Source organism: Bradyrhizobium sp. Kon10, from assembly GCF_055807395.1.
The window spans coordinates 56,763-80,217 of the sequence record NZ_JBVVOZ010000010.1; the positions used below are offsets into that span (position 1 = coordinate 56,763).

At 63.9% G+C, this 23,455-nt stretch carries 26 protein-coding genes; 21 read left to right on the forward strand and 5 right to left on the reverse strand.

The features are described from left to right. Positions 1-177: 177 nt before the first annotated feature. From AC0L2O_RS16075 to AC0L2O_RS16090, 4 genes are read left to right on the forward strand one after another with little or no spacing between them, the layout of a single operon-like run. On the forward strand, positions 178-2,067 hold the full coding sequence (locus AC0L2O_RS16075; RefSeq protein WP_369724603.1) for an ABC transporter permease: 1,890 nt from the start codon (positions 178-180) through the stop codon (positions 2,065-2,067). After that, entirely contained in the window at positions 2,064-2,855 is a 792-nt protein-coding gene (locus AC0L2O_RS16080) for an ABC transporter ATP-binding protein (RefSeq protein WP_473370395.1), read from the forward strand. Before AC0L2O_RS16075 ends, AC0L2O_RS16080 begins: the two co-directional genes overlap by 4 nt. Beyond that, positions 2,852-3,556 (forward strand): ABC transporter ATP-binding protein, encoded by a 705-nt coding sequence (locus AC0L2O_RS16085; protein WP_369724600.1) that lies wholly within the window; start codon positions 2,852-2,854, stop codon positions 3,554-3,556. The genes AC0L2O_RS16080 and AC0L2O_RS16085 overlap by 4 nt, the downstream gene beginning before the upstream one ends. 14 nt (positions 3,557-3,570) lie before the next feature. Beyond that, positions 3,571-4,026: a MarR family winged helix-turn-helix transcriptional regulator gene (locus tag AC0L2O_RS16090; protein ID WP_369724598.1), complete on the forward strand. Its 456-nt coding sequence runs from the start codon at positions 3,571-3,573 to the stop codon at positions 4,024-4,026. Positions 4,027-4,144: 118 nt separating this feature from the next. Here AC0L2O_RS16090 and AC0L2O_RS16095 read toward each other — a convergent pair whose 3' ends face one another. Then, positions 4,145-5,341: an amidohydrolase family protein gene (locus tag AC0L2O_RS16095; protein ID WP_369724596.1), complete on the reverse strand. Its 1,197-nt coding sequence runs from the start codon at positions 5,339-5,341 to the stop codon at positions 4,145-4,147. A 157-nt stretch (positions 5,342-5,498) separates the two neighbouring features. On the opposite strand from AC0L2O_RS16095, the gene AC0L2O_RS16100 reads away from it, so the two are divergent. From AC0L2O_RS16100 to AC0L2O_RS16125, 6 genes are all read left to right on the forward strand, one after another. Next, positions 5,499-6,272 (forward strand): ferredoxin--NADP reductase, encoded by a 774-nt coding sequence (locus tag AC0L2O_RS16100; RefSeq protein ID WP_369724594.1) that lies wholly within the window; start codon positions 5,499-5,501, stop codon positions 6,270-6,272. Positions 6,273-6,450: 178 nt separating this feature from the next. Next, positions 6,451-6,777 carry a hypothetical protein gene (locus AC0L2O_RS16105; RefSeq protein ID WP_369724592.1) on the forward strand — a complete coding sequence of 109 codons (327 nt, stop codon included), beginning with the start codon at positions 6,451-6,453 and terminating at the stop codon, positions 6,775-6,777. A gap of 75 nt (positions 6,778-6,852) precedes the next feature. After that, positions 6,853-8,124, forward strand: coding sequence for a cytochrome P450 (locus AC0L2O_RS16110; protein ID WP_473370396.1), 1,272 nt, complete (start codon positions 6,853-6,855; stop codon positions 8,122-8,124). Between the two features lie 159 nt (positions 8,125-8,283). Next, complete coding sequence (locus AC0L2O_RS16115) at positions 8,284-8,511, forward strand: hypothetical protein (protein ID WP_473370397.1); 228 nt, start codon at positions 8,284-8,286, stop codon at positions 8,509-8,511. 15 nt (positions 8,512-8,526) lie between these two features. Next, on the forward strand, positions 8,527-8,790 hold the full coding sequence (locus tag AC0L2O_RS16120) for a hypothetical protein (protein ID WP_473370398.1): 264 nt from the start codon (positions 8,527-8,529) through the stop codon (positions 8,788-8,790). A 35-nt stretch (positions 8,791-8,825) separates the two neighbouring features. Then, positions 8,826-9,071, forward strand: a complete 246-nt coding sequence (locus AC0L2O_RS16125; protein ID WP_369724586.1) for a hypothetical protein — start codon at positions 8,826-8,828, stop codon at positions 9,069-9,071. Between the two features lie 35 nt (positions 9,072-9,106). Here AC0L2O_RS16125 and AC0L2O_RS16130 read toward each other — a convergent pair whose 3' ends face one another. After that, positions 9,107-10,357, reverse strand: a complete 1,251-nt coding sequence (locus AC0L2O_RS16130) for a DUF763 domain-containing protein (RefSeq protein WP_473370399.1) — start codon at positions 10,355-10,357, stop codon at positions 9,107-9,109. A gap of 125 nt (positions 10,358-10,482) precedes the next feature. Between AC0L2O_RS16130 and AC0L2O_RS16135 the strand changes: the two genes are divergently transcribed. After that, on the forward strand, positions 10,483-11,625 hold the full coding sequence (locus AC0L2O_RS16135; protein ID WP_473370400.1) for a mechanosensitive ion channel family protein: 1,143 nt from the start codon (positions 10,483-10,485) through the stop codon (positions 11,623-11,625). A 47-nt stretch (positions 11,626-11,672) separates the two neighbouring features. Here AC0L2O_RS16135 and AC0L2O_RS16140 read toward each other — a convergent pair whose 3' ends face one another. Further along, positions 11,673-12,650 carry a tripartite tricarboxylate transporter substrate binding protein gene (locus tag AC0L2O_RS16140; protein ID WP_369724581.1) on the reverse strand — a complete coding sequence of 326 codons (978 nt, stop codon included), beginning with the start codon at positions 12,648-12,650 and terminating at the stop codon, positions 11,673-11,675. Between the two features lie 113 nt (positions 12,651-12,763). On the opposite strand from AC0L2O_RS16140, the gene AC0L2O_RS16145 reads away from it, so the two are divergent. The 8 genes from AC0L2O_RS16145 (at position 12,764) to AC0L2O_RS16180 (ending at position 19,931) form a co-directional block, all read left to right on the forward strand. After that, positions 12,764-13,471 (forward strand): TetR/AcrR family transcriptional regulator, encoded by a 708-nt coding sequence (locus AC0L2O_RS16145; RefSeq protein WP_409189179.1) that lies wholly within the window; start codon positions 12,764-12,766, stop codon positions 13,469-13,471. A 71-nt stretch (positions 13,472-13,542) separates the two neighbouring features. After that, positions 13,543-14,499, forward strand: a complete 957-nt coding sequence (locus AC0L2O_RS16150) for an amidohydrolase family protein (protein ID WP_473370401.1) — start codon at positions 13,543-13,545, stop codon at positions 14,497-14,499. Continuing rightward, positions 14,499-15,383: an amidohydrolase family protein gene (locus AC0L2O_RS16155; RefSeq protein ID WP_473370402.1), complete on the forward strand. Its 885-nt coding sequence runs from the start codon at positions 14,499-14,501 to the stop codon at positions 15,381-15,383. The genes AC0L2O_RS16150 and AC0L2O_RS16155 overlap by 1 nt, the downstream gene beginning before the upstream one ends. Then, on the forward strand, positions 15,380-16,681 hold the full coding sequence (dctA, locus tag AC0L2O_RS16160; protein WP_473370403.1) for a C4-dicarboxylate transporter DctA: 1,302 nt from the start codon (positions 15,380-15,382) through the stop codon (positions 16,679-16,681). The genes AC0L2O_RS16155 and dctA overlap by 4 nt, the downstream gene beginning before the upstream one ends. A 42-nt stretch (positions 16,682-16,723) precedes the next feature. Then, positions 16,724-17,437, forward strand: a complete 714-nt coding sequence (locus AC0L2O_RS16165) for a PIG-L deacetylase family protein (protein WP_473370404.1) — start codon at positions 16,724-16,726, stop codon at positions 17,435-17,437. Next, entirely contained in the window at positions 17,434-18,117 is a 684-nt protein-coding gene (locus AC0L2O_RS16170; RefSeq protein ID WP_369724571.1) for a 4-carboxy-4-hydroxy-2-oxoadipate aldolase/oxaloacetate decarboxylase, read from the forward strand. The genes AC0L2O_RS16165 and AC0L2O_RS16170 overlap by 4 nt, the downstream gene beginning before the upstream one ends. A 24-nt stretch (positions 18,118-18,141) precedes the next feature. Then, complete coding sequence (locus AC0L2O_RS16175; RefSeq protein ID WP_473370405.1) at positions 18,142-19,011, forward strand: ABC transporter substrate-binding protein; 870 nt, start codon at positions 18,142-18,144, stop codon at positions 19,009-19,011. Continuing rightward, entirely contained in the window at positions 19,011-19,931 is a 921-nt protein-coding gene (locus AC0L2O_RS16180; RefSeq protein ID WP_473370406.1) for a DUF1932 domain-containing protein, read from the forward strand. Before AC0L2O_RS16175 ends, AC0L2O_RS16180 begins: the two co-directional genes overlap by 1 nt. Before the next feature lie 12 nt (positions 19,932-19,943). Here the strand turns inward: AC0L2O_RS16180 and AC0L2O_RS16185 are convergent, their stop codons facing one another. Further along, positions 19,944-20,255 (reverse strand): hypothetical protein, encoded by a 312-nt coding sequence (locus AC0L2O_RS16185; protein WP_473370495.1) that lies wholly within the window; start codon positions 20,253-20,255, stop codon positions 19,944-19,946. 211 nt (positions 20,256-20,466) lie between these two features. Further along, positions 20,467-21,708 carry an amidohydrolase family protein gene (locus tag AC0L2O_RS16190; protein ID WP_473370407.1) on the reverse strand — a complete coding sequence of 414 codons (1,242 nt, stop codon included), beginning with the start codon at positions 21,706-21,708 and terminating at the stop codon, positions 20,467-20,469. Positions 21,709-21,851: 143 nt separating this feature from the next. On the opposite strand from AC0L2O_RS16190, the gene AC0L2O_RS16195 reads away from it, so the two are divergent. Both AC0L2O_RS16195 and AC0L2O_RS16200 read left to right on the forward strand, forming a co-directional pair. Continuing rightward, entirely contained in the window at positions 21,852-22,271 is a 420-nt protein-coding gene (locus AC0L2O_RS16195; RefSeq protein WP_409189171.1) for a nuclear transport factor 2-like protein, read from the forward strand. A gap of 169 nt (positions 22,272-22,440) precedes the next feature. Continuing rightward, positions 22,441-23,352, forward strand: a complete 912-nt coding sequence (locus AC0L2O_RS16200; protein WP_369724561.1) for an amino acid ABC transporter substrate-binding protein — start codon at positions 22,441-22,443, stop codon at positions 23,350-23,352. Positions 23,353-23,455: the final 103 nt, after the last annotated feature.

The following is a 23,455-nucleotide window of genomic DNA, read 5'->3' on the forward strand; positions in this document are numbered from 1 at the left end:
ACCGCTGCCGTAGGGTGGGTTAGCCGAAGGCGTAACCCACCGCGGTCGCTCCGCGATGAAGGAAAATGGTGGGTTACGCCCAGCGAACTGCGCTTCGCGCAGTCGCAAGGCTAACCCACCCTACGAAGTTCCCGCTCTCCGCGTGGGGAGCGCGTTGAAACCCAACCCGGACCGCCGATGGCCTTTTACGTCGTACAGTTTCTGACCGGTCTCGCCAGCGCAGCGTCGCTGTTCCTGGTGGCGTCGGGCCTGTCGATCATCTTCGGCGTGACGCGGATCGTGAATTTCGCGCATGGCGCGTTCTACATGATCGGCGCCTACATCGCCTTCACGCTGACCGAACGGCTGTCCGGCGCGTTCGGCTTCTGGGGCGCAATCGTGATTGCGGCGCTCGCCGTGGCGCTGATCGGCGTGCTGGTCGAGATGGTCCTGCTTCGGCGCATCTATCACGCGCCCGAACTGTTCCAGCTGCTCGCGACCTTTGGCCTGACGCTGATGGTCGAGGATCTCGTTGTCCTGATCTGGGGGCCTGACGATCTCGTCGGGCGCCGGGCGCCGGGCTTCAAGGGCGCGATCGATTTCTTCGGCCAGAACATTCCGAGCTACGATTTGTTCCTGATCGTGCTCGGCCCGGTGGTGCTCGGCGTTCTCTGGCTGCTGTTCCAGCGCACCCGTTGGGGCGTGCTGGTGCGCGCCGCGACGCAGGATCGCGACATGGTCGCAGCGCTCGGCGTCAATCAGAAATGGCTGTTCACCTCTGTGTTTGCGGTCGGCGTGTTCCTGGCCGCGCTCGGCGGCGCGCTCCAGATCCCGCGCGACGCCGTGCATCACGCGATGGATCTGCGCATCATCGTCGAGGTCTTCGTCGTCGTCGTGATCGGCGGCCTCGGCAGCATCATCGGCGCGTTCGTCGCCGCGGTACTAGTCTCCGAATTGAACGCCTTCGGCATCCTGATCTTTCCGAAGATCTCGATCATCCTGGTCTTTCTGGTGATGGCGGCGGTGCTGATCGTGCGGCCCTGGGGCCTGTTCGGCAAGCCCGAGGCGCCCGCACGCAAAACGCCCGGCCTGACCGTCAATCCCTGGCGCCCGCTGACGTCGAACGAGCGGCTGGCTGCGCTGGCAGCGCTGGTCATCGCGGCGACGCTGCCATTGTTCGCCGGCAATTACGCGCTCACGGTCGGCTCGGAGATCGCGATCTTCGTGATCTTCGCCGTCAGTCTGCATTTTCTGATGTCGGTCGGCGGGCTCGCGTCGTTCGGCCACGCTGCTTATTTCGGGCTCGGCGCCTACGGCGTCGCCTTCCTCGCCAAGATGGCGGGGCTGCCGATGATCGTGTGTCTCCTGCTCGGGCCGTTGCTGGGCTGTATGGGTGCCGCCGTGTTCGGCTTCTTCGCCGTGCAACTCTCCGGCGTCTATTTCGCGATGCTGACGCTGGCCTTCGCGCAGATCGTGTGGTCGATCGCGTTCCAGTGGGTGAGCGTGACCGGCGGCGATAACGGCATTCTCGGCGTCTGGCCTTCGAGCTGGGCGGCGAGCCCGTCCCATTTTTATTGGCTGGCGCTCGGCGTCGCGGCGCTGGTCACGATCGCCTTGCGGATCGCGGTGTTCTCGCCGTTCGGCTACGCGCTCCGGGCCACGCGCGATTCGGTGCTGCGCAGCGAGGCGATCGGCATCAATGCCAAGCGGATGCAGTGGACCGCCTTCGTGATTGCCGGAACGACCGCCGGCATCGGCGGCGCGCTGTTCGCTTACCTCAAAGGCAGCGTCTTCCCCGACAATCTCGGCATCTCGCTCTCGGTCGACGCGCTGGTGATGGTGCTGCTCGGCGGCGTCGAGACGGTATCGGGCGCGGTGATCGGGGCCATCGTCTACAAGGCGCTCAGCATCTGGCTGATCAGCCAGACCGATCTCTCGAAGCTCGTGCTCGGCGGCTTCATCGTGCTGATCGTCGTTGTCTTCCCCAAAGGCATCGTCGGCATGCTGGAAATGCTGGCGCAGCGGCGCAGGAAGACGTCCCCGCCGGGATCACCCTTGCTGGCCAAGCCGATCGAGTCCGCCGAATGAGCGTTGCACCCCCACTTCTCGCGGTCGAAGGTCTGACCAAGTCCTATGGCGGCATCCATGCGGTGCGCGGCGTCTCGTTCTCGCTCCGCGCCGGCGAAATCCTGGCGCTGATCGGCCCGAACGGCGCGGGCAAGAGCACCTGCTTCGACATGCTTAATGGCCAGAACCGGCCGGATTCGGGCCATGTCCGCCTGCTTGGCGAGGAAACCACGGGCAAGAAGCCGCGGGAGGTTTGGCGGCTCGGCGTCGGGCGCACTTTCCAGATTACGGCAACGTTCGCGACCATGACGGTGCGCGAGAATGTCCAGGTCGCGCTGATTTCGCATGGCCAGCAATTGTTCAACCTCTGGGGCTCGGCGCCCAATGTCGACCGCGGCGAGGCCGGTCGCCTGCTCGAGCTGGTCGGCATGAGCGGCTACGCGGATCGCCCCTGCGGCGAGCTCGCCTATGGCGACCTCAAGCGGCTCGAGCTCGCGGTCGCGCTCGCCAACCAGCCAAGATTGCTGTTGATGGACGAGCCGACCGCCGGCATGGCACCGCGCGAACGCGTCGACCTGATGCGGCTCACCGCAAGCATTGCGCGGGACAAGTCGATCGGCGTGCTCTTTACCGAGCACGACATGGACGTGGTGTTCGAGCATGCCGACCGCATCATCGTCCTCAACCGCGGCACGCTGATCGCCGAGGGTTCGCCGGCCGAGGTGCGCGGCAACCCACAGGTCCAGGCGGTCTATCTCGGCGAGGGCCTGCTTTACGATGCAGAGCACCGCGAGGGAGCCTCGGCATGAAGCTCACGGTGCAGGACCTCAACAGTCACTATGGCCCGGCGCATATCCTGTTCGACATCGGCTTCGAGGTCGGAGACGGCGAGGTCGTGGCGCTCCTGGGTCGCAACGGGGCCGGCAAGTCGACGACGTTCCGCTCGATCGTCGGCCTGGTTGCGCAGCGCACGGGACGTATCATGTTCGAAGGCAGGGATGTCTCGGCACGTCCCACTCACGAGATCGTGCGGGACGGGCTCGGCTATGTACCGGAGGAACGGCGCATCTTCACCGACCTGACGGTGGAGGAGAATCTCGAGGTCGGCCGCCAGCCGAAGCGTCCGAATGCGCCATATTGGACCCGGGAAAAACTGTTCGCGCTCTTTCCAAATCTGGGCGAGATGAAACACCGTCCGGGCGGCCGCATGAGCGGCGGCGAGCAGCAGATGCTGACGATCGCGCGTACGCTGATGGGCAATCCGTCGCTGGTGCTGCTCGATGAGCCGTCGGAGGGCTTGTCGCCGAAGATCGTGGAGCAGATGGTCGATGCCATCCTGACCATGAAGAAGGAGGGCGTCAGCATCGTCGTTTCCGAGCAGAATTTGCATTTTGCGCGATTGATTTCCGATCGCGCCTACATCATCGAGCGTGGTCGCATCTGTTTCGGCGGCACCATGGCCGAGCTCGATGCGCGTCCGGACATCCGTGACGCGCATCTGTCGTTGTGAGGGGCGGGGAGCGGATGGCGAGAAGTGTGGCGGCGAAGAAGAGCGTCAAACAGACAAAGCCGTCTTATGTGCTCGACGAGCAGGTCGGCTTCATCCTGCGCCAGGTCTGGCAGCGCCACAGTTCGATCTTCTCCCGCGACATCGGCACCAATCTGACGCCCACGCAATGGGCGGCGCTGTCAAAACTCGCCGAGACCGGGCCGTGCTCGCAGAACCAGCTCGGGCGGCTGACGTCGATGGATGTCGCGACCATCAAGGGCGTGATCGACCGGCTCTCGGTGCGCGGCCTGACGGAGACGAGCCAGGATCCCGGCGATGGCAGGCGGCTGCTGGTCAGCCTGACGCGCGCAGGGCAGCAGCTTGCCGAAAAGCTGGCGCCGAATGCGCTGGCGATCAGCCGCGAGACGCTGGCCCCGCTCGACGCGAAGGAGCGCGAGACGTTGATGGCGCTTCTTAATAAGCTGAGGTGATGCAGGTCTTGTAGGGTGGGCAAACGCGCAAAGCGCCGTGCCCACCATCTTTCATCGCGTGCGAGAGTATTGGTGGGCACGCTACGCTTTGCCCACCCTACGGCACCGTCTGTCCGGCCTACTTCGCCACCATCTCCGGCACTCTCCCCGCCGGCGGCGTATTCCGACTCCGCTGCGTTCGCACGATGCCGTCGATGATGGTCATGCCGATGCCGGGGAGATCGCCGAGCTGGACGCTCTCCAGGATGTTCTTGCCCGGTGAATGCTGCGCCTTGTCCATGATGACGAAATCGGCGGAGCGGCCGATTTCGATCAGGCCGCAATCGAGCTCGCGCATCCGCGCGGTGTTGCCGGTGGCCAGGCAGAAGGCGAGTTCGGCCGGCAGGTCGCCGAGCGAGGACAACATCGAGACCATGCGCAGAATGCCGAGCGGCTGCACGCCCGATCCGGCCGGCGCGTCGGTGCCGAGGATGACGCGATGCAAATCGCCCATCTCGCGCGCGGTGCGCAGCGTGAACAAAGCGGAGCGCTCATTGCCGTTGTGAACGAGCTCGAGCCCACGCTTGCAGCCCTCGCAGATGCAGCGGATCTGGTCGTCGGGCAGCGCGGTGTGGCCGCCATTGATGTGACCGACCACGTCGGTATCGGCTTCCAGCACCACGTCCTTGTCGATCAGGCCGGAGCCGGGGATCGAGGGGCCGCCGGTGTGGATCGTGCTCTGGATGCCGTATTTGCGGGCCCAGCCGACCATTCTGCGCGCGGTCGGTCCGTCCTTGACGCCGCCGAGGCCGACTTCGCCGAGCAGCTTGACGCCGGCTGCGGCCAACTCCTTGAAATCCTCTTCCACCATTTCGCATTCTATCACCGGCGCGCCGGCATGAACCTTCACGCCGCCGGGCCGCAAATTCCAGAAAGCGCGCTGGGCGAAGATGGCCATCGCCTTGAGACCGACGACGTCGCGCGGGCGGCCTGGCATGTGAACCTCGCCGGCCGAGATCATGGTGGTGACGCCGCCATGCAGGTTGCTGTCGATCCAGCCGATCTGGTTCTGCCGCGGCGTCCAGTCGCCGGCGACGGGATGGACGTGGCTGTCGATCAGGCCGGGCGCGACGGTGGTGCCGTTGGCGTCGACGATCGTGGTCGCGCCTTCCGTGTCGAGGTCCTTGAAGCGGCCGATGGCGCTGATCTTGCCGTTCTCGGCGACGATGGTGTCGCCGTCCAGGATCGGCTTTTCCAGCGCGCCCGACAGGATCAGGCCGATATTGCGGATCACGAGCTTCGAGGGTCCGGCGGCCTGCGGTGCGTCATGCGCCATGGAAGGGGTCCTTGTCCTTAACTGCAACGCTTTCGATCTTGGGCAGCCTTGACCGCGGGATCAAGCTGGATTATTCATTTGTATACGAATGATCGTATACGAATGATGCATAGCTGACCGCCTCGAAAACCGCAATGAAGCGACACGGAAGGGTGAGATGAGCAATTTCAATCAGGAAAGCGTTTTGAGCGTCCACCACTGGACCGACACGCTGTTCTCCTTCAAGACCACCCGCAGCCCGACCTTCCGTTTCCGCAACGGCGAATTCACCATGATCGGGCTCAAGGTCGGCGAGAAGCCGCTGCTGCGGGCCTACAGCGTCGCCAGCGCCAATTACGAGGACACGCTGGAGTTCTTCTCCATCAAGGTGCCGGACGGCCCGCTGACCTCGCGGCTCCAGCACCTCAAGCAAGGCGACGAGATCATCGTCAGCCGCAAGGCGACCGGGACGCTGGTGATCGACAATCTGGAGGAGGGGCGCAACCTCTATCTGATCGGCACCGGCACCGGGCTCGCGCCGTTCCTGAGCGTGATCAAGGACCCCGAAACCTACGAGCGTTTCGAGAAGGTGGTGCTGCTGCACGGCTGCCGCCACGTCAAGGAGCTCGCCTATGGCGAGATGATCACCGAGAAGCTGCCGAACGACGAACTGCTGGGCGACTACATCCGTGCTCAGCTAATCTACTATCCGACCGTGACGCGCGACCCGTTCCGCAACCGCGGCCGTATCACCGACCTCATCACCTCCGGCAAGCTGTTCGCCGATATCGGCCTGCCGGACCTGGAAGCGGCCCATGACCGCGTCATGATCTGCGGCAGCCCGGCGCTGGTGGCCGACACCCGCTCGCTGCTGGGTGAGCGCGGCTTCATCGAGGGCAATCACGGCGAGCCGGCCCAGTTCGTGGTCGAAAAGGCCTTCGCGGAACGTTAGAGCGTTTTCGAGCGAAGCGGGTACCGGTTCGCGTAAAGAAAACGCGTCAAGACAATATCTAGAGCCCCGATCCGGGGCGCTGGTCGCGCAATAACACCGCATTTTCGCCCTCGTACGGGCGTTGCGGCGTCGATTCGGCGCGCGATACACTGTGGGAGCGAATCAGCGGAGTTCCCACATGGTTGCGGACAGCGACAGCAACATCGCCTGGCAGCGGGTCCAGTTAAAGAGGAACCGCGCCGAGTTGAAGGCGCTCGAGACCGCCCGCTTCACGATGGGCGAAATCGCCTCGTCGAAACGTAACGGCGAGACCCAGAAGGCGATTGCGGAACTCAAGCGCAAGATCGCACAATCGGAGCGCTCGATCGCCGAGTATGACAAGCGCACGCGCCGTCCGCTCACCACTGACCTGCAAAGCCTGAGCAACGGCAGCTGGAGTCATTGGGATTCCTACACCGGCCAGCGGCAGCGCAAGCCGGGGCCGCGCTCGCCCGGGCGCGGATAGCGTCGGTTCCGACCCTTGCGCGTTACTCCCCGCACACCATCTCGATGAGGCGCCCCCAGCCACTCCGGTGATCCCATGGCACCGCGCCTCGATTTCACCAGCGAGACCTTCTTCCGCGATACGCCCAAGGCGATCGCGAAGCTGCGCGCATCCGGCCCCGTGGTTGTGACACATTTCCCTCTGGTCGGCGATGTCTGGGTCACCACCACGCACGATGCCACCGCGCAGGTGCTGAAGGACGGCGCGACATTCACGCTCCGCAAGGAGGATGGCGAAGTCGCCGGCTTGCGCTGGTGGATGCCAAGGCTCGTCGCAACCATCGCCAACAATATGCTGACCATGGACGAGCCGGATCACACAAGGCTGCGCAGCATCGTGGACGAAGCCTTTCGCCGGCGTGCGATTATGGACATGCAGCCACGTATTCGCGCCATTGCCGATGATCTCGCGGCCGATCTGTTTGCAGAAGGCCGCCCCGCCGATCTCGTCCAGCGCTATGCACGCATCCTGCCGCTGTCGGTGATCTCCGAACTGCTGGGGCTTCCGGCGGCGGATCGTCCGAGGTTCATCGCCTGGGCCAACGCCATGTCGTCGCTGACGAACGTCGTCAGCTTCTTCCGACTGCTGTTCGCATTCCGCAAGATGCGCGACTATCTTGCAGAGCGGTTGCAGCTTGCTCGCGTACAGGGCGGTGAGGGCCTGATCGCCGAACTGGTCCAGGTCGAACGCGAAGGCGGTCAGATCACCCCGGACGAAATGGTGTCGATGCTGTTTCTGCTGCTCGCAGCGGGCTCGGAAACCACCACGCATCTCATCAGCGGTTCGGTTTACGAGCTGCTCCGAAATCCTGGTCTGCGCGATTGGCTGGAGGAGGACTGGAGCCGGGTCGGGTTCGCGGTCGAGGAGTTCCTGCGCTTCGTCTCGCCGGTGCAGTTCTCGAAGCCGCGCTATGTGCGGCACGATGTCGAGCTCGAAGGCGTGCGCTTGAAGAAGGGCGATCGCGTCATGGTCATGCTCGCCGCCGCGAACATGGATCCGGCGGTCCACGATGCGCCTGAACGGCTCGATCTCGAACGCAAGCCGAACCGCCACATCTCGTTCGGGACGGGAATTCACTTCTGTCTCGGCCACCAGCTGGCGCGGATCGAGGCGGTTTGCGCGCTCGAGGCGCTGTTCGCGCGCTGGCCAAAGCTCAGCCTCGCCGTCGATCCCGCGCAGATTCAATGGCGCAAGCGGCCCGGGATTCGCGCCATCGCGCAGCTTCCCGTTGTCGCAGACGAAGGCGGAACACTTGCGGCGCGTCAGACGCAAGCGATGACCGATCGGCCCTTCGCGGCGGTAAACTGACATCCGGATTTTTTGGAAATCTCCACCGCTAGGAACGACGTCCGGCGCTTCCTGTTGTCAGTGGGAGCCGGGCGCCGAAGGGTTCCCACCACCGGCAGCGAGAGCACGAAGCGTCATCGTGGGCCAGAGGCGCCGAGGGCGAAGCGGAGCGAACAGATCATGAGCAACAAGCAACCAAAGCTATATACCCCGAGCGAAAAAGACATGCGCGACAATCCGCTGATCGGCGGATCGAAGGGTGTCACCATGGCCGGCGCATCGCCTGACGATTTGGAAGACGTCTTGGGCGAGAACACGATCGAAGGTGATCTCGAGAACGACGTCAATGCGGCGGGAGGCATCGACAAGGATGTCGCGCGCAGCGGCGCCCACCGGCGCGGTCGCTGAAGACTGGAGGCACCCATGCAAGGCAGCAAGACACACGAGCAGCAACTGCGCATCCTCGAACGGAAAGCCGATGTTCCGGATCAGCGCCAGGTCGAGCAGGCGATCGGGCACAATCCAGAGGACAACGCCGTTCACCAGATCAACCGCCAGGCACGTCAGAGCGAGTTTCCGGTGAGCTGGGGTGGCCTCAATCAGGAGAGCGACCACAACAAGCACAACGACGGCGGCCAGAGCGGCCACAAGCCGCTGAAGCCAACGCCGGCGCAGGAGAAGCACTGAACTTGCAGGGACGATCAACGCAACAGGAGAGACCGATGCCAGGCGGTCATGGCAGCAAGACGCATTTCAGATCGGGCATGCACGGCAAGGGCGACGGCACCGGCGGGCTCACGGACGTCCCGAAGGAGAAGATCGGCGACAACATGGTGCTGTCGAACCGCGACAAGGCTCAGCACTCGGACATCCGCGGCATGGATGGAAAGGCCATCCAGACCGATCAGTATCAGGATCACTCGGCCAACCGACTCGCAGACGAAGACGGAGCGGGCGACGAGACCTGAGAGACGTTCCTCCCGAGCAACTCGCGGACCGGTGTTCAGCCGGTCCGCTTTTTTGTTGGCGCGAGATCGCGTTCCCAGCCGAACACGGACCGGCCGTCGAGCTCCGGCGAGGCCGCGCGTTCACCTGCGATGAACGACTGCACGGAAGGCCCGCGCGCCGTCCGCTCCAGCCGCCGCGCCTGATCGTCGAGCCGCTTGATCGCCTGCATTTCTTCGTCGCGTCCGAGTTTTGCGTTCTGGATCGCGTCCTTCAGCACTCGGATGGTCTCGTCATAGATATTGATCGGGACGGGATAGGGATGCCGGTCCTTGCCGCCGTGGGCGAGCGAGAAGCGCGCGGGATCGTTGAAGCGATAGGGCGCGCCATGCACGACCTCGGCGACCATCGCCAGCGAGCGCACGGTGCGCGCGCCGACACCGGGCGTCAGCAGCAGATCCGGGAAGTCGACAGGGCCGCGCTCTGCGGCTGCCGCCAGCGTGCCGTGCAGGCGGCGCGCGAACACGTCCTTGGGCCGCACGTCGTGATGCGCCGGCATGATCAGATGCGGCAGCATCGCCTGCGCCGGCGTGGCTGCCGTGCCGTTGAGCCGTTCGAATTCGGTGACGATGCGATCGGGGCCGAGATCGCTCAAAAGCTCGAGCTGCGCATTGCGCGAGACGTCGGCGCGGTGGTCGGTCAGATTGACGATCTCGCCTTGCTGCGGGCCGTCGATCGCGCTGTGCGGCGTATCGACAAAACTCTTCAGTGCCTCGGAATGCCAATGGTAGCGCCGGGCCTGCCGCTTGTCGCCGTTCATGCCCTGCTGCACCACGGTCCATTTGGCATCGGCGGTGACAAAGAAGCCGTGGAGATAGAGGTCGAACCCGTCCTGCACCGCCGCGCTATCGACTTTGGCTACCAAACGACTGGCCCGCGTGAGCTTTGCGCCGTCGAACCCGACGCGGTCACCGAGCTGCACCAATTCGTCCGGTGTCTTGCGCGAATGCTGCCCGCGGCCGCCGCAGACATAGATGCCGAGCTCGTCCTGGAGCGGACCTAGCCCGCGCTTCAGCGCGCCAATCACCGATGTCGTGATGCCGGAGGAATGCCAGTCCATACCCATCACCGCGCCGAACGACTGGAACCAGAACGGGTGTGACAGCCGCTGGAGGAACGCATCGCGCCCGTAGTGATGCACGATCGCCTGCGTGACGATCGCGCCAAGTGAAGCCATGCGGGTCGCGAGCCAGGGGGGAACCCGGCCGTTGTGCAGGGGAAGGTCGGCGCTGCCGGTTCGTCGAGTCATGAATCTAGAGATAGCGCAGTTCGGGGACGGTTGCACCAGAGGGATGCTGCGTTGCACTGAGCGGGGGGAGCGAAGCCGCTGGGAATGCGTTGAGCGCCCTAGGCGAATGCGTTGCGGGGATATGGATGAATTTGCATGCCGTTATGGCCGACATCGACGAGATGCTCGGCTGGGTACCGTCGTGGCTGATCGGCTTCAGCCTGATCGCCGGTGCGATTTTGCTGGCCCTGGTCTTCTATCGGTTGGCGGTATGGCTGCTCAATCGCGCCTTTGGCACACTTCCTCTCGTCGGCGTGTTCATTGAGCGTACCGCCGGTCCGGCCCAACTCGCTTTGTGTCTGGCTGCCGTTGCGCTCGTGCTGCCGCTGGCGCCGCTCGACGACACGATCCGGACGCCGCTGATGCGTCTGTTCGTGGTCGCCTTCATCGCGCTGATGGGGTGGATATCGATCCGGATCGTGGACATGAGCGCGGCGCGCTATCTGCGCAACTTTCGCGACGTCACCGAGAACCTCATCGCGCGCAAGCACGTGACGCAGATCCGCGTGTTCAAGCGCGTGACCGACACCATCATCGTCATCATCACGGTCTCTACCGCGCTGATGACGTTCGACTCGGTGAGGCAGTATGGCGTCAGCCTGTTCGCCTCGGCCGGCGCAGCCGGTATCATCGTCGGTCTTGCCGCGCGGCCGCTGCTCAGCAATCTGATTGCAGGTCTGCAGATCGCGATCACCCAGCCGATCCGCATCGAGGATGCCGTGATCATCGAGAACGAGTGGGGGTGGGTCGAGGACATCGCCTCGACCTATGTGGTGATCCGGCTGTGGGACTGGCGCCGCATGGTGGTGCCGTTGTCCTACTTCATCGAAAAACCGTTCCAGAACTGGACACGCGATACCGCATCCCTGATCGGTGTGATCGCGTTTCATGTCGACTATCGCGCCGACGTGCCGCGCATCCGGCGCTGGCTGGAGGAGGCGGTCAAGGAATCCAAGCTTTGGGACGGCGCGGTGGTCAATCTCCAGGTGATCGACGCGGATTCGCGCACCATCGAACTTCGTGTATTGGTCAGCGCGCGGAATGCGCCGCAATCCTGGGATCTGCGCTGCGAAATGAGGGAGAAGCTCATCGCCTTCATTCGCGACGAGATGCCGGAGGCTCTGCCGCGCGAACGCGCAATCCTGATTCCATCAGCAGGAGGCGACGACGCCGATTACATGCGGCGCCCGGCCGCGCCGGAGAAGATGCGGGCGAACGCGCGGAATTGAACGAGGGCGTGACGAGCCGGCGAGGGCAGGGGAGCGTCAGGGCCGCCTCACTGCGCGTGGATGTCGGCGGCCTTCAGTACCGGTTCCCATTTGGTTGCCTCGCTGTGCATGTAGGCGTCAAAGTCCTTGGCAGACGAGCCGACGGGGGCGGCGCCGATCTTGCCGAGAGTCGACATGACGTTCGGATCTTGTAGCGCCGCTTTCAAATCGGTTTCGAGCTTTGCCACGATCTCTGGCGGCATCTTCGCCGGGCCCAGCACGCCCCACCAGACCGAGACATCGTAGCCGGGCACGCCGGCCTCTGCGACGGTCGGAACATCGGGCAGGACCTTGGAGCGCTCGGCCGAGGTCACCGCGAGCGCGCGGACCGGGCCGCCGTCGAGCTGGCCGATCGCTTCAGCCAGCGGATTGATGCTGAGCGGGATTTCACCCGCGATCACGGCGGTCAGCGCCGGCGCGCCGCCCTTGTAGGGGATCGCAACCATTTTCGTGCCGGACATGTGCTTCAGGAGCTCGCCGGCGAGATGCGCCGAGGTGCCATTGCCGGACATGCCGTAGGAGAGCTTGTCGGGATCCTTCTTTGCGGCAGCCAGGAGATCGCCGAGTGTCTTGTAAGGGCTGTCCTTCGCCACCACGATGGCAAGCGGCGACGAGGCGACTTCGCTGATCGCGGTAAAATCCTTGAACGTGTCATACGGCACGCTCGGATAGATGAACTGGTTGAGCGGATGACCGCTCGCGACCAGGATCAGCGTGGTGCCGTCGGGTGCGGCCTGCGTCAGCGCCTGCGAGGCGACGATGCCGCCGGCACCCGGGCGGTTGTCGATCACGGGCTGCTGGTCCCAGGTCTTGGCCAGCGCCTGGCCGAGCGTGCGCGCGAGCACATCGACGGCGCCGCCGGCCGCATAGGGCACGAGGATGTGAACTGGCTTGCTGGGATAATTGGCGGCATGCGCGGCGCTCGCTGCGAGCAGCAAACCCGCAACGACCGCGAACCCGCCGATCGTCTTGTTCAAACCCGGCATTCTGGAGCACTCCTCGAGGCATTCGCGTCCTTGCGCCCGTTTCTGAGCCGCCCGGACATTGCCCATGGTTTTTGTTGACGAGACCTGATCTTTTGTACGATAGTACAAATCATATGGTACGCAAGCCCACCAGCAAGGAAACGGCCCGGAAGCCGAACATGCGCGAGGCGATCCTCGCTGCGGCCGAAGAGCTGTTCGCCACCAACGGCTTCAACGCCGTCTCGGTACGCGATATCGCGCAGGCCGCCGGCGCCAATCCCGGCAGCGTGACCTATCATTTCACGACCAAGGACGGCCTGCTGCTGGAGATCTATCGCCGCCATTGCGGGCCGATGAATCTCCGCCGTTCGGAGTTGCTGGCCGCCGCCAAGCGCGTGCGCGATCTCCAGGACCGGCTGGAGGCGATCGTGCGCGCCTATGTGGTGCCGGCCTTCACTTCGGGCAGCGATCTCGCCGGCGGCGGGGCGCGCTTCACGCGGCTGCGCGCAGTGATGTCAGCGGAAGGCAACGAGGTCGCGCGGAAGATCATCGCGCAGACCTTTGACGATACCAGCCACGCTTTCATCGATGCGGTCCACGAGAGCGTGCCGCATGTTCCGCGCACCGAGATCGTGTGGCGCAGCCACTTCCTGCTCGGCGCGCTGTATTATTCGCTGGTGACGCCGGATCGCGTCTCGCGCCTGTCGCGCGGCGAGGCCGATGGCAGCGATGCCGCCAGCGCTATCGAGCAGCTGGTGCAGGCCACGGTTGCCGCCTTCCAGGCGCCGGCGCTGGATCAGGCCGCGCCGGCACGACGGCGGCCCGTTACAAGCAAGACTTGAAAGAAACCGTCGAGGCGGACGCGCTCAGCGTTTCCTCTCGCAAGCGGACCATGTGACTGGGTGTTGAGGAAATGAACAGGCGCGAATGCTTGCATCTCTTGACCGGATTGGCCGGCGCGGCGTTCACGAGCGAAACGCGCGCGCAAACCGCTGGGCCGAAGGCGATGCCGACCATCGACCCGCCGGATCCAAATCCAAAGGTGCCTTCGTTCAAGCTGCCGCCGAAGTCCTGCGACACTCACACCCATATCTTCGGGCCGGCCGCGCGCTATCCCTTTTCGCCGAACCGGCCCTACAACACGGCCGATGCGCCGCTGGAAACGTTTCGCAGCGTGCACGAAAAAATCGGCGTTGAGCGCTGCGTGATCGTCAATGCCACTGTGCACGGCACCGACAATCGTGTCGTAACCGATGCGATCGCGCAGAGTGAAGGCGCCTACAAAGGCATCGCGAACGTCAGCGACGAGATGTCGGACAAAGACCTTGCCGGGCTCGACAAGGCCGGCATCTGCGGCTGCCGCTTCGCCTTCCTGAAGCGCCTCGGCGGTGTCGGCGACATGGCCACATTTCAGCACATCGTGCATCGCGTTGCCGAGCTCGGCTGGCATGTCGACGTCTATTTCGAGCCGGGCACGATCGCCGAATTCGCGCCGATCCTCACTGCACTGCCAACGCCTTACGTGATCGATCACATGGCGACGGTGCAGGCGGGGAAGGGGCTCGCCGATCCCGCCTTCACCGCATTGCTCGACCTTCAGAAGGACGAGAAGTGCTGGGTCAAGATCACGGGTCTCGAGCGCGCGTCCGCCACCGGCAAACCGTTTCACGATGCGGTGCCGTTTGCGAAGGCCTTGATCGAGAACGCGCCCGATCGCGTCATCTGGGGTACCGACTGGCCACACCCGAACGTCAAGATCATGCCCAATGACGGCGAACTGGTCGACCTGATTCCGCTCTATGCGCAGGATAGCGCGGTCCGGCAGAAGCTGCTGGTCGACAATCCGGCACGCCTGTTCAAGTTCGGCTGATGACAATGACTTATATCCCCACCATTCCGCCGCCTGATCCGAATACGCGCACGCCGAAATTCAAGCTGCCAAAACTATCGTGCGACGCGCATTGCCACATCTTCGGGCCCGGCGCGAAATATCCTTACGCGCCGGATCGCTCCTACACGCCACCGGATGCGCCGCTCGAGGATTTCAAGGCGTTGCACGCCAAACTCGGCGTGGAGCGCGCCGTCATCGTCAATGCCAGCGTGCATGGCACCGACAATACGGTGGCGCTCGATGCCATCGCGCAAAGCAACGGCGCCTACCGCGCGGTTGCCAACATCGACGACACCATCACCGAGCGCGAGCTTCGTGCGCTGCACGAAGGCGGCTTCCGCGGCTGCCGCTTCAATTTCGTCCGCCATCTCGGCGGCGTTCCCGACAAGAGCGTCTTCAACCGGGTCATCGCAATGGTCGCGCCGTTCGGCTGGCATATCGATCTGCATTTCGATGCGATCGATCTGCCCGAATATGCCGACATGCTTGCGAGGCTGCCGCTGAGCTACACCATCGACCATATGGGTCGGGTGAAGGCCTCCGACGGGCTTGAGCAGCCTCCGTTCATGATTCTGATCGATCTGATGCAGCGCGACGAGAAGTGCTGGGTGAAGATCTGCGGCTCCGAGCGCGTGTCCTCGGCTGGCCCGCCGTTCACCGATGCGGTGCCATTCGCGCGAAAAATCGTCGAGACCGCGCCCGACCGCGTCATCTGGGGCACCGACTGGCCGCATCCCAACGTCAAGGCGATGCCGAATGACGGCGACCTCGTCGACCTGATCCCGTTGTTCGCGCCCGAGCCGGAGTTTCAGCAGAAGATTCTGGTCAGCAATCCGGCGCGCCTGTTCGGGTTTGGCGAATGACGGCGCTGGCGATCGACAAGCCGCGCGGGCGCGCCTGGTGGAAGGAGCTCTGGATCCAGGTGCTGATCGCCATGGCGGCCGGCATCGCGCTTGGGATCGTCAGTCCCGAGGCGGCAGCCAAGATGCAGCCGCTCGGCGATGCCTTCATCAAGGCAATCCGGATGTTGATCGCACCGATCATCTTTTGCACCGTCGTGCACGGCATCGCGCATATGGCCGACATGGCCCGTGTCGGACGGGTCGCGGTCAAGGCCATCATCTATTTCGAGATCATGACCACGATCGCGCTGGTGATCGGCCTGGTTGCGGTCAATGTGCTGAAGCCCGGGGTCGGCATGAACATCGATCCCGCCAGCATCAACGCCAGTGCGGTCGAGCCTTATGTAAAGCAGACCGCTGTGATCGGCTTCGTGCCGTTCCTGACGAACATCGTGCCCGCGACCTTCATTGGTGCCTTTGCCGAGGGAAACATCCTCCAGGTCCTCTTCATCTCCGTGCTGTGTGGTTTTGCGCTGGTGCAACTCGGTGAACGCGCGGCACCGCTGATCAACCTCGTCGACGTCGCCGCCAAGATGATATTCGCCGTGGTCGGCTTCGTGATGTGGGCGGCGCCGATCGGCGCGTTCGGCGCCATCGCCTTTACGGTCGGCAAGTTCGGGGTCGGCTCGCTGGCCTCGCTCGGCAAGCTACTGGGCGGCTTCTATCTGACCTGTGTGATCTTCATCATCGCGGCGCTCGGCCCCGTCGCCCGGCTCTGCGGCTTCTCGCTGCTCAAGCTGATCCGCTACATCTGGGAAGAGCTGCTGATCTGCATCGCCACGACCTCGTCCGAGACGGTGCTGCCGCGGATGCTGACCAAGCTGGAACAGGCCGGCTGCGAGAAGAGCGTGGTCGGGCTGGTGATCCCGACCGGCTATTCCTTCAATCTCGACGGCACCTGTCTATACCTCGCCGCCGCCTCGGTGTTCCTGGCCCAGGCGACCAATACGCCGCTGGGGCTCGCCGAGCAGATCGAGCTGCTGCTGATCCTGCTTGTGACGTCCAAGGGCGCGGCAGGCATCGCGGGCGCCGCCTTTGTCGTGCTGGCGGCAACGCTGTCCGCGACCGGCAGCATTCCGGTGACGAGCGTTGCGCTCGTGCTCGGCGTCCACCGCCTGATGTCGCAGGGCCTGACGCCGACCAATTTGATCGGGAACGCGGTCGCGACCATCGCGATTGCCAAATGGGAAGGCGCGCTCGACGCCGAGCGCCTGAAGCGCGTGCTCGACGGCGAGGAGCCCGCCGCCGCCGCGGGTTGATGAGCTTATGACGCTTACGAACAGAAGAGGGGAGTTTGTCCCATGAAAACAGGTCTCGTGATTACGGCCCATCCCGGCGACTTCGTCTGGCGCGCTGGAGGGGCCATCGCGCTGCATGCGAAGAAGGGCTATCGCATGAAGATCGTCTGCATGTCCTTTGGTGAGCGCGGCGAGAGCCAGTTCGCCTGGAAGGAGAAGGGCGCGACGCTGGAATCAGTCAAGGCCGGCCGCAAGGACGAGGCGGAGCGCGCCGCAAAGCTGCTCGGCGCCGAGATCGAGTTCTTCGATTGCGGCGACTATCCGCTAAAGCTGACGGAAACGCATTTCGACCGCATGGTCGACATCTACCGCGAGCTCAATCCGAGTTTCGTGCTGACGCACGCGCTGGAAGACCCCTATAATTTCGACCATCCGAATGCCGCGCATTTCGCGCAGGAGACCCGCGTGGTCGCGCAGGCGATGGGTCACAAGCCCGGCGCGGAGTACAAATATTCGGCACCGCCGGTGTTCCTGTTCGAGCCGCACCAGCCCGAGCAGTGCAATTACAAGCCGGACCTGCTCCTCAAGATCGACGAGGTCTGGAAGGAGAAGTACGAGGCGTTCCAGATCCTCGCCGCACAAAAGCATCTCTGGGGCTATTACGAGCGCGTTGCGCTCAACCGCGGCATCCAGGGCAGCCGCAACACCGGCATGCCCATGACGTATGGCGAGGCCTATCAGCGCCTGTTCCCGACGGTCGCGGAGGAGCTGGCATGAAGCCCGTCGTCGTTCGCAACATCAAGCGTGCCGATCCCGCTGGAATGGCGGAGTACGGAGTTTCGACCGTGCACGAGGCCTACGGTCGCATCGGCCTGATGAAGCCGTATATGCGGCCGGTGTGGCCGGGCGCGGCGATTGCGGGTCCTGCGGTGACCGTGCTGGCGCAGCCTGGCGACAACTGGATGATCCACGTCGCTGTCGAGCAGTGCAGGAAGGGCGACATTCTCGTCGTCGGCTGCACCACCGACAATACCGACGGCATGTTCGGCGAACTGCTCGCGACCTCGCTGAGGGCGCGCGGCGTACAGGGGCTGATCATCGATGCCGGCTGCCGCGATGTCAAAGCGCTGCACGAGATGAAATTTCCAGTGTGGTCGCGCGCAGTGTCGGCCAAGGGCACGGTCAAGGCGACCCTTGGCTCGGTCAACATTGCCGTGGTCTGCGCCGGCGTCAACGTCGATCCCGGCGACATCGTCGTGGCCGATGACGACGGCGTCGTGGTGGTGCGGAAGCGCGATGCCGTCGAAGTCGCGGAGAAGGCGAAGAAGCGCAACGCGGACGAGGGCGGCAAGCGCGAGCGACTCGCCTCGGGCGAGCTTGGCCTCGATATGTACGGCATGCGCGACGCCCTGGCGAAAGCCGGGCTCGTTTACGTCGACAATCCCGAGGACGTCTAGGGCGAAGAGAAGCGGAGTGGGCGGATGGATCGTCTCAGGCTGAAGGCCGTGCTTGGCAATCATCCCCATGTCGAGGCGGTGAAGAGTGGCGAACTCCGTTCCGACCGCTTCGATCTCGACTTCGTCACGTACACGCCGACCAATAAGGCGTTCAAGCCCATGGTGCGCGAGCAGGCGTTCGACGTCTGCGAGATGGCGATCGTCACCTATCTGATGGCGAAGGCGCACGGCAAGCCGCTGGTGCTGCTGCCGGCGACCATGCTCGGCCGCTTCCAGCACGCTTACGCGCTGTACAATCCCGCGCGGGGAACGCTCCGGCCGTCCGATCTCGAAGGCAAGCGCGTCGGCATTCGCTCCTTCACGACGACGACGGGCGCCTGGATCAGGGGAATCCTCGCCAACGACTACGGCGTCGATCTCGATAAGATCCGCTGGGTCACGTTTGAGGATCCGCACGTCGCCGAATATGTCGACACCACCGAGCGCGCGCCCGCGGACAAGAACATCTTGCAGATGCTGCTGGATGGCGAGCTCGACGCGGTCCTCGGCGAGGCCTCGAACGATGCGCGGCTGAAACCGTTATTCCCCGACCCGACCGCAGAAGCCGCCAAATGGTATGCGCGGCGCGGCGTCGTCCCGGTCAATCATCTCGTGGTCGTGACTGGGAAACTTGCGAAGGCGCATCCCAAGGTGGTCGCGGGTGTCTATGATCTGCTCAAGCAGAACAAATTGCAGGTGGGGCCTGTCGCAACGCCGGACCTTGTTCCGTTCGGCGTTGAGGCGAACAGAAAGCCGTTGGAGCTGATCGTCGACTATGCATTCCAGCAGGCGCTGATCCCGCGCCGCTATGCGGTCGAGGAGCTCTTCGACGAGACCACACGAGGATTGAACTGATGGTGGATCCGAAACGATGGCAGATCGGGTTGGTCGGCTATGGCGAAGTCGGCAAAATTCTGGCCGAGGATTTGCGCCAGCAGGATGTCAAGGTCGCCGCATTCGACATCAAGCTGGGAAGCGGTCAGGGCGCATCGCTGAGAGAGCACGCGGCGAAGTTCGGCGTCGAGCTGACAGCGTCTCACGCCGAGCTGACGGCAAAGTCCGACTTCATCGTCTCTGCCGTCACTGCCAGCCAGGCCGTGCCGGTCGCAGCAGCCTGCTCTGGTGCCATCAACCAGGGCACTTGGTTCCTTGATTTCAACTCGGCCTCGCCCGGTGCCAAGCAGCGCGCCGCGGCGCTGATCGACGCCGCCGGCGGTCGTTACGTCGAGGGCGCTGTGATGACCTCGGTGCCGCCCTATCGCATCAAGGTGCCGCTCCTGCTCGGCGGTCCCGGCGCGAGGGAGCTCGAGCCTCTGCTAAATGCGATCGGCTTCGCGGCGAAGGTCGCGAGCGACCGGCTCGGGGTGTCCTCGGCGGTCAAAATGTGCCGCAGCATCATGATCAAGGGGCTCGAGGCCATGGTCATCGAAAGTTTTACAACGGCGCGTGCCTACGGCGTCGAGGACGCAGTGCTTGCGTCACTGACCGAGACGTTCCCCGCGATCAACTGGGAAAAGCAGGGCGCCTATTTCTTTCAGCGGGTGATCGAGCACGGCCGCCGCCGTGCCGAGGAGGTGCGCGAGGTCGCAGAGACCGTGCGCGAGGTGGGGCTGACGCCGTGGTCCGCGCAGGGCACGGCCGAACGGCAAGCCTGGGTGGCCGATCTCGCCGACGAAGGCCTGTTCGGCGCGAAGGGGACCAAGGAGTTTGCCCGCAGTGCCGATTGGCGCACCGAGGCGGATCGTATCCTGGCGAAGATCAAGCGCGAGGGGTAGGCGGCATCCTGCTCAGGATTTTGACATGCGACAGCCGGTGAGATCGTCGCGCGCGCGTTCGATCAGCACCATCAGGTTTTCAGCCTTGCGGGCCAGCCGATCGCTCACGGCTTCGACGCGGAACTCTGCGCAGATCGCACGAATGCACTTGTCGGCGGTGTCGAGCGTCAGGAGCATGCGCGTCAGGTCATCCTGCGTCCGGACGCCGGCCAGATCGAGCTCGGACAGGACATGCCCGATGCCGTCGAGCCGTTTCACCGCAGCCTCGCTCGGCGTTCTCGTTCGAATGGCGTCATGGTCGATGCTGCTGAACGCGCTGAACACGTCGATGCTTTCCCGAAACGCAAGCGCCAGCGCAGGTTCTGCTTTGACCGGCGCCGCTGGACTGACAATGCGTGCAGCTATCGGCAATCCGTGCGGATCGACTATCCGGTGTTCTACAGGATTCGGAATAAAAGAACGATCAGCGGTAACATCGAACGGAAATGACGTGGCAATCCGCCACGCTTCAATGCAGATATGCATGAGAAGCGGGTCAGGGACCGGGGCGGAACAGGTGGGGCCGCTGCCGCTCAAAGGTCTGCCGACCGCTCTTGAAGCCCATCACGACATCCGGCAGTTCGGCGATGGCGAAACGGCTGTCTTTTATGTCGAGCACGACGAGATCGGCAGGCTTGCCGATCTCGATGCCGTAATCCACGAGGTTCATCAGCCGTGCCGGCAGCTCGGTGACGAGATCAAGGCAGGTGTCGAAGTCGCCGATCGAGGCATGGGCGACGTTGGCGTAGAAGTTCGCCATCCGCAGCAGCGAGGCGTCCCCAAACGGCGTGAAAGGATTGAGCACGTTGTTGGTCGCGACCGAGCAGACGACGCCGTCGCCGGCGAGCTTGTGCGCGAGCGTCAGCCCGCGCGGCGCGTTGTGGGTGGCCTCACGTCCCATCAGGTAGAGATCGGTCGCCGGCAGTACGGTAACGGCGACGCCGGCTTGCGCCAGTTGAGCGCTGGCCGCCTTCAGCCGCTCCGGCGGCAACGCCGAGAGCTTTGTGGCATGGCCGATCGCGACGCGCCCCTGATAATTGTGCCGTTCGGTCTGCCGGCAGACTTCGTCCAGATGGCACCAGGAGGGGTCGAGGTCGAAGTCGAGATGAAGATCGACGTCGACGTCGAATTCCCGCGCGAAATCGAAGATGCGCGCGAGATGCGCGTTGGGGTCGGTGTCGGTATAGGGGCAGCCGCCGATCACCTCACCGCCGTCGCCCAACGCCTGCACCAGCAGCTCTTCGCTGCCGGGATCGTTGGTCAGGCCTTCCTGCGGGAAGACGCAGAGCGAGAGGTCGAGCGCCCAGGCATAGTCGCGCTTCAGGGCCTTCACGGCCTCGAAGCTGCGCAGCCCGATGCGCGGATCAATCTCGACATGGGTGCGCATGCGGGTCGTGCCGTGCACGATCGCGCGCTCGATCACCCTGGCGCCCCGTGCATAGACATCCTCGACGCTGAAATCCCGTTTCATCGCCGACACGGCGCGGATGGCATCGCCGAGACTGCCGTGATTGTGCCCGCAGCGCTCGAGCAGGCAGGCCTTATCGAGATGGATGTGAGTGTCGACGAAGCCGGGCAGGGCCAGCCGGCCGCCCACATCGATCTCGACCGCGTCGCAGGCAAGCCTGGGCTCAATCGCAGCGATCCGGCCGCCTTTCACGCCGATATCGACGGGTGTGGTAGATGATCGCAACAGGGCGTTGCGGAAAACAAGGTCGAAGGCGGTGTCGGTGGTCATGCAATGAATCTTCGGGTGCAACTCGTGGCAATCAGCGATGACTTCGGGTCGGCGGCAATGTAGCGGGGGATTTGATCAAAATATATGCGTGCTTTCCCTGACATGGACGGTAGTATTTCGCGAATTCTTCGGGAGATACCGCCATGTCCATCACCGCGAAAAGCGAAAAAGCGCCCTCGTCGGACGCCGAGATCGTGGAAGCCTATCTCACGGCGTCGATGATTCCCGATCCCGACGCCGCGGCAGCCTACATGAAGCCGGGCACGGTGATCACCTTTACCGGCGGGAGCGAGTTCGACCACCCGCGCGGGCCGACCGGCTTCAACGCCAAGCGCTATCGCTGGGTCAAGAAGAAGATGGACCGCTTCGACGTCTGTCCGGGCGCGGTCGAGACCGTCGTCTACAGCATCGGCACGCTCTATGGCGAGTGGATGGACGGCACGCCCTTCGAGGGCAATCGCTATGTCGATCGCTTCGTGGTCAGGAGCGGCCAGATCGTGAAGATGGATGTCTGGAACGACAGTGCCGAGCGCATTCTGGTGCAGCGAGGCATCGACGCGTAACGGGCGTCTCGTCGATTGAGCCGGGCCGCGTGCGGGGACGAAGGGCCGTTGATCGCATCGAAACCGCTGTAGCTGATACACGCAAGCTGGTCTGGCGGCAGGCGGGTGTCTGCGCTAACAACCGTTCGATTGCGCCCGGCACGGAGGCGCAGCCCTCGAGGAGCTCCCGATGCGTCTTCTACCCACCGTTCTCCTAGCCGTCACTTGTCTTGCGGGCGCCGCCTCGGCCGACGACCTGTCGGGTACGCTTCAGAAGGTCAAGGACACGAAGAAGATCACGCTTGGCTATCAGGAGGCGTCCGTACCCTTCAGCTATCTGGATGGCGACCAGAAGCCGGTCGGCTTTGCCATCGATATCTGCCTCAAGATCGTGGACGCGGTGAAGAAGCAGCTCGGCACGCCCGATATCGCGGTCGAATTCCTGCCAGTGACGTCGTCGAATCGCATCCCTCTGATGGTCAACGGTACGCTCGACCTGCATTGTTCGGCGACCACCAACAATGCCGACCGCCAGAAGCAGGTCGCCTTCACCAACACGCATTTCCTCAGTGCGACGCGATTTGCCGCCAAGAAGGTCGCGAAGATCACCACGATCGACGATCTCAAGGGCAAGTCCGTCACGGCGGTGGCGGGGTCGGTCAACTTGACACAACTCGCCAAGATCAACACCGAGCGCAATCTCGGCATCAACCTGATGCCGGCCAAGGATCAGGCCGAGGCCTTCCTGTTGCTCGAAACCGATCGCGCCCAGGCCTACGCGCTTGACGACGTGCAGCTTGCGGTCGCGATCGCGCGCTCGAAGGAGCCGGCGCTCTTCATGATCAGCGAGGAAACATTTTCCAAGCCCGAGCCCTACGGGATCATGCTGCGGCGCGAGGATGCTCCGTTCAAGGCGCTGGCCGATCGCGCCACGGCTGAACTCTACGCCAGCCCGGAAATAGAGGTGTTGTACAGGAAGTGGCTGGAATCGCCGACGCCGCCGAACGGGCTGAACTACAACGTCCCGATGTCGCCGGCTCTGCGCAACGCCTTCAAGAAGCCGAGCTCGAGCTTTGATCCGGATGTGTACGTGGTGCACTGAGCCGAGGGCCTGGCGCGGTCCGCAGTCCGTGGAGTAGTTGGCCGGCGAGCGCCGCGCAGCGCGATCCTGCTGAAGGATATTGGAACCGAGGAACTTGCAATAA

Bases quoted from the DNA above. Each gene is read 5' to 3' on its own strand.
- AC0L2O_RS16075 (WP_369724603.1), top strand. From the start codon at position 178: ATGGCCTTTTACGTCGTACAGTTTCTGACCGGTCTCGCCAGCGCAGCG.
- AC0L2O_RS16080 (WP_473370395.1), top strand. From the start codon at position 2,064: ATGAGCGTTGCACCCCCACTTCTCGCGGTCGAAGGTCTGACCAAGTCC.
- AC0L2O_RS16085 (WP_369724600.1), top strand. From the start codon at position 2,852: ATGAAGCTCACGGTGCAGGACCTCAACAGTCACTATGGCCCGGCGCAT.
- AC0L2O_RS16090 (WP_369724598.1), top strand. From the start codon at position 3,571: ATGGCGAGAAGTGTGGCGGCGAAGAAGAGCGTCAAACAGACAAAGCCG.
- AC0L2O_RS16095 (WP_369724596.1), bottom strand. From the start codon at position 5,341: ATGGCGCATGACGCACCGCAGGCCGCCGGACCCTCGAAGCTCGTGATC.
- AC0L2O_RS16100 (WP_369724594.1), top strand. From the start codon at position 5,499: ATGAGCAATTTCAATCAGGAAAGCGTTTTGAGCGTCCACCACTGGACC.
- AC0L2O_RS16105 (WP_369724592.1), top strand. From the start codon at position 6,451: ATGGTTGCGGACAGCGACAGCAACATCGCCTGGCAGCGGGTCCAGTTA.
- AC0L2O_RS16110 (WP_473370396.1), top strand. From the start codon at position 6,853: ATGGCACCGCGCCTCGATTTCACCAGCGAGACCTTCTTCCGCGATACG.
- AC0L2O_RS16115 (WP_473370397.1), top strand. From the start codon at position 8,284: ATGAGCAACAAGCAACCAAAGCTATATACCCCGAGCGAAAAAGACATG.
- AC0L2O_RS16120 (WP_473370398.1), top strand. From the start codon at position 8,527: ATGCAAGGCAGCAAGACACACGAGCAGCAACTGCGCATCCTCGAACGG.
- AC0L2O_RS16125 (WP_369724586.1), top strand. From the start codon at position 8,826: ATGCCAGGCGGTCATGGCAGCAAGACGCATTTCAGATCGGGCATGCAC.
- AC0L2O_RS16130 (WP_473370399.1), bottom strand. From the start codon at position 10,357: ATGACTCGACGAACCGGCAGCGCCGACCTTCCCCTGCACAACGGCCGG.
- AC0L2O_RS16135 (WP_473370400.1), top strand. From the start codon at position 10,483: ATGAATTTGCATGCCGTTATGGCCGACATCGACGAGATGCTCGGCTGG.
- AC0L2O_RS16140 (WP_369724581.1), bottom strand. From the start codon at position 12,650: ATGCCGGGTTTGAACAAGACGATCGGCGGGTTCGCGGTCGTTGCGGGT.
- AC0L2O_RS16145 (WP_409189179.1), top strand. From the start codon at position 12,764: ATGGTACGCAAGCCCACCAGCAAGGAAACGGCCCGGAAGCCGAACATG.
- AC0L2O_RS16150 (WP_473370401.1), top strand. From the start codon at position 13,543: ATGAACAGGCGCGAATGCTTGCATCTCTTGACCGGATTGGCCGGCGCG.
- AC0L2O_RS16155 (WP_473370402.1), top strand. From the start codon at position 14,499: ATGACAATGACTTATATCCCCACCATTCCGCCGCCTGATCCGAATACG.
- dctA (WP_473370403.1), top strand. From the start codon at position 15,380: ATGACGGCGCTGGCGATCGACAAGCCGCGCGGGCGCGCCTGGTGGAAG.
- AC0L2O_RS16165 (WP_473370404.1), top strand. From the start codon at position 16,724: ATGAAAACAGGTCTCGTGATTACGGCCCATCCCGGCGACTTCGTCTGG.
- AC0L2O_RS16170 (WP_369724571.1), top strand. From the start codon at position 17,434: ATGAAGCCCGTCGTCGTTCGCAACATCAAGCGTGCCGATCCCGCTGGA.
- AC0L2O_RS16175 (WP_473370405.1), top strand. From the start codon at position 18,142: ATGGATCGTCTCAGGCTGAAGGCCGTGCTTGGCAATCATCCCCATGTC.
- AC0L2O_RS16180 (WP_473370406.1), top strand. From the start codon at position 19,011: ATGGTGGATCCGAAACGATGGCAGATCGGGTTGGTCGGCTATGGCGAA.
- AC0L2O_RS16190 (WP_473370407.1), bottom strand. From the start codon at position 21,708: ATGACCACCGACACCGCCTTCGACCTTGTTTTCCGCAACGCCCTGTTG.
- AC0L2O_RS16195 (WP_409189171.1), top strand. From the start codon at position 21,852: ATGTCCATCACCGCGAAAAGCGAAAAAGCGCCCTCGTCGGACGCCGAG.
- AC0L2O_RS16200 (WP_369724561.1), top strand. From the start codon at position 22,441: ATGCGTCTTCTACCCACCGTTCTCCTAGCCGTCACTTGTCTTGCGGGC.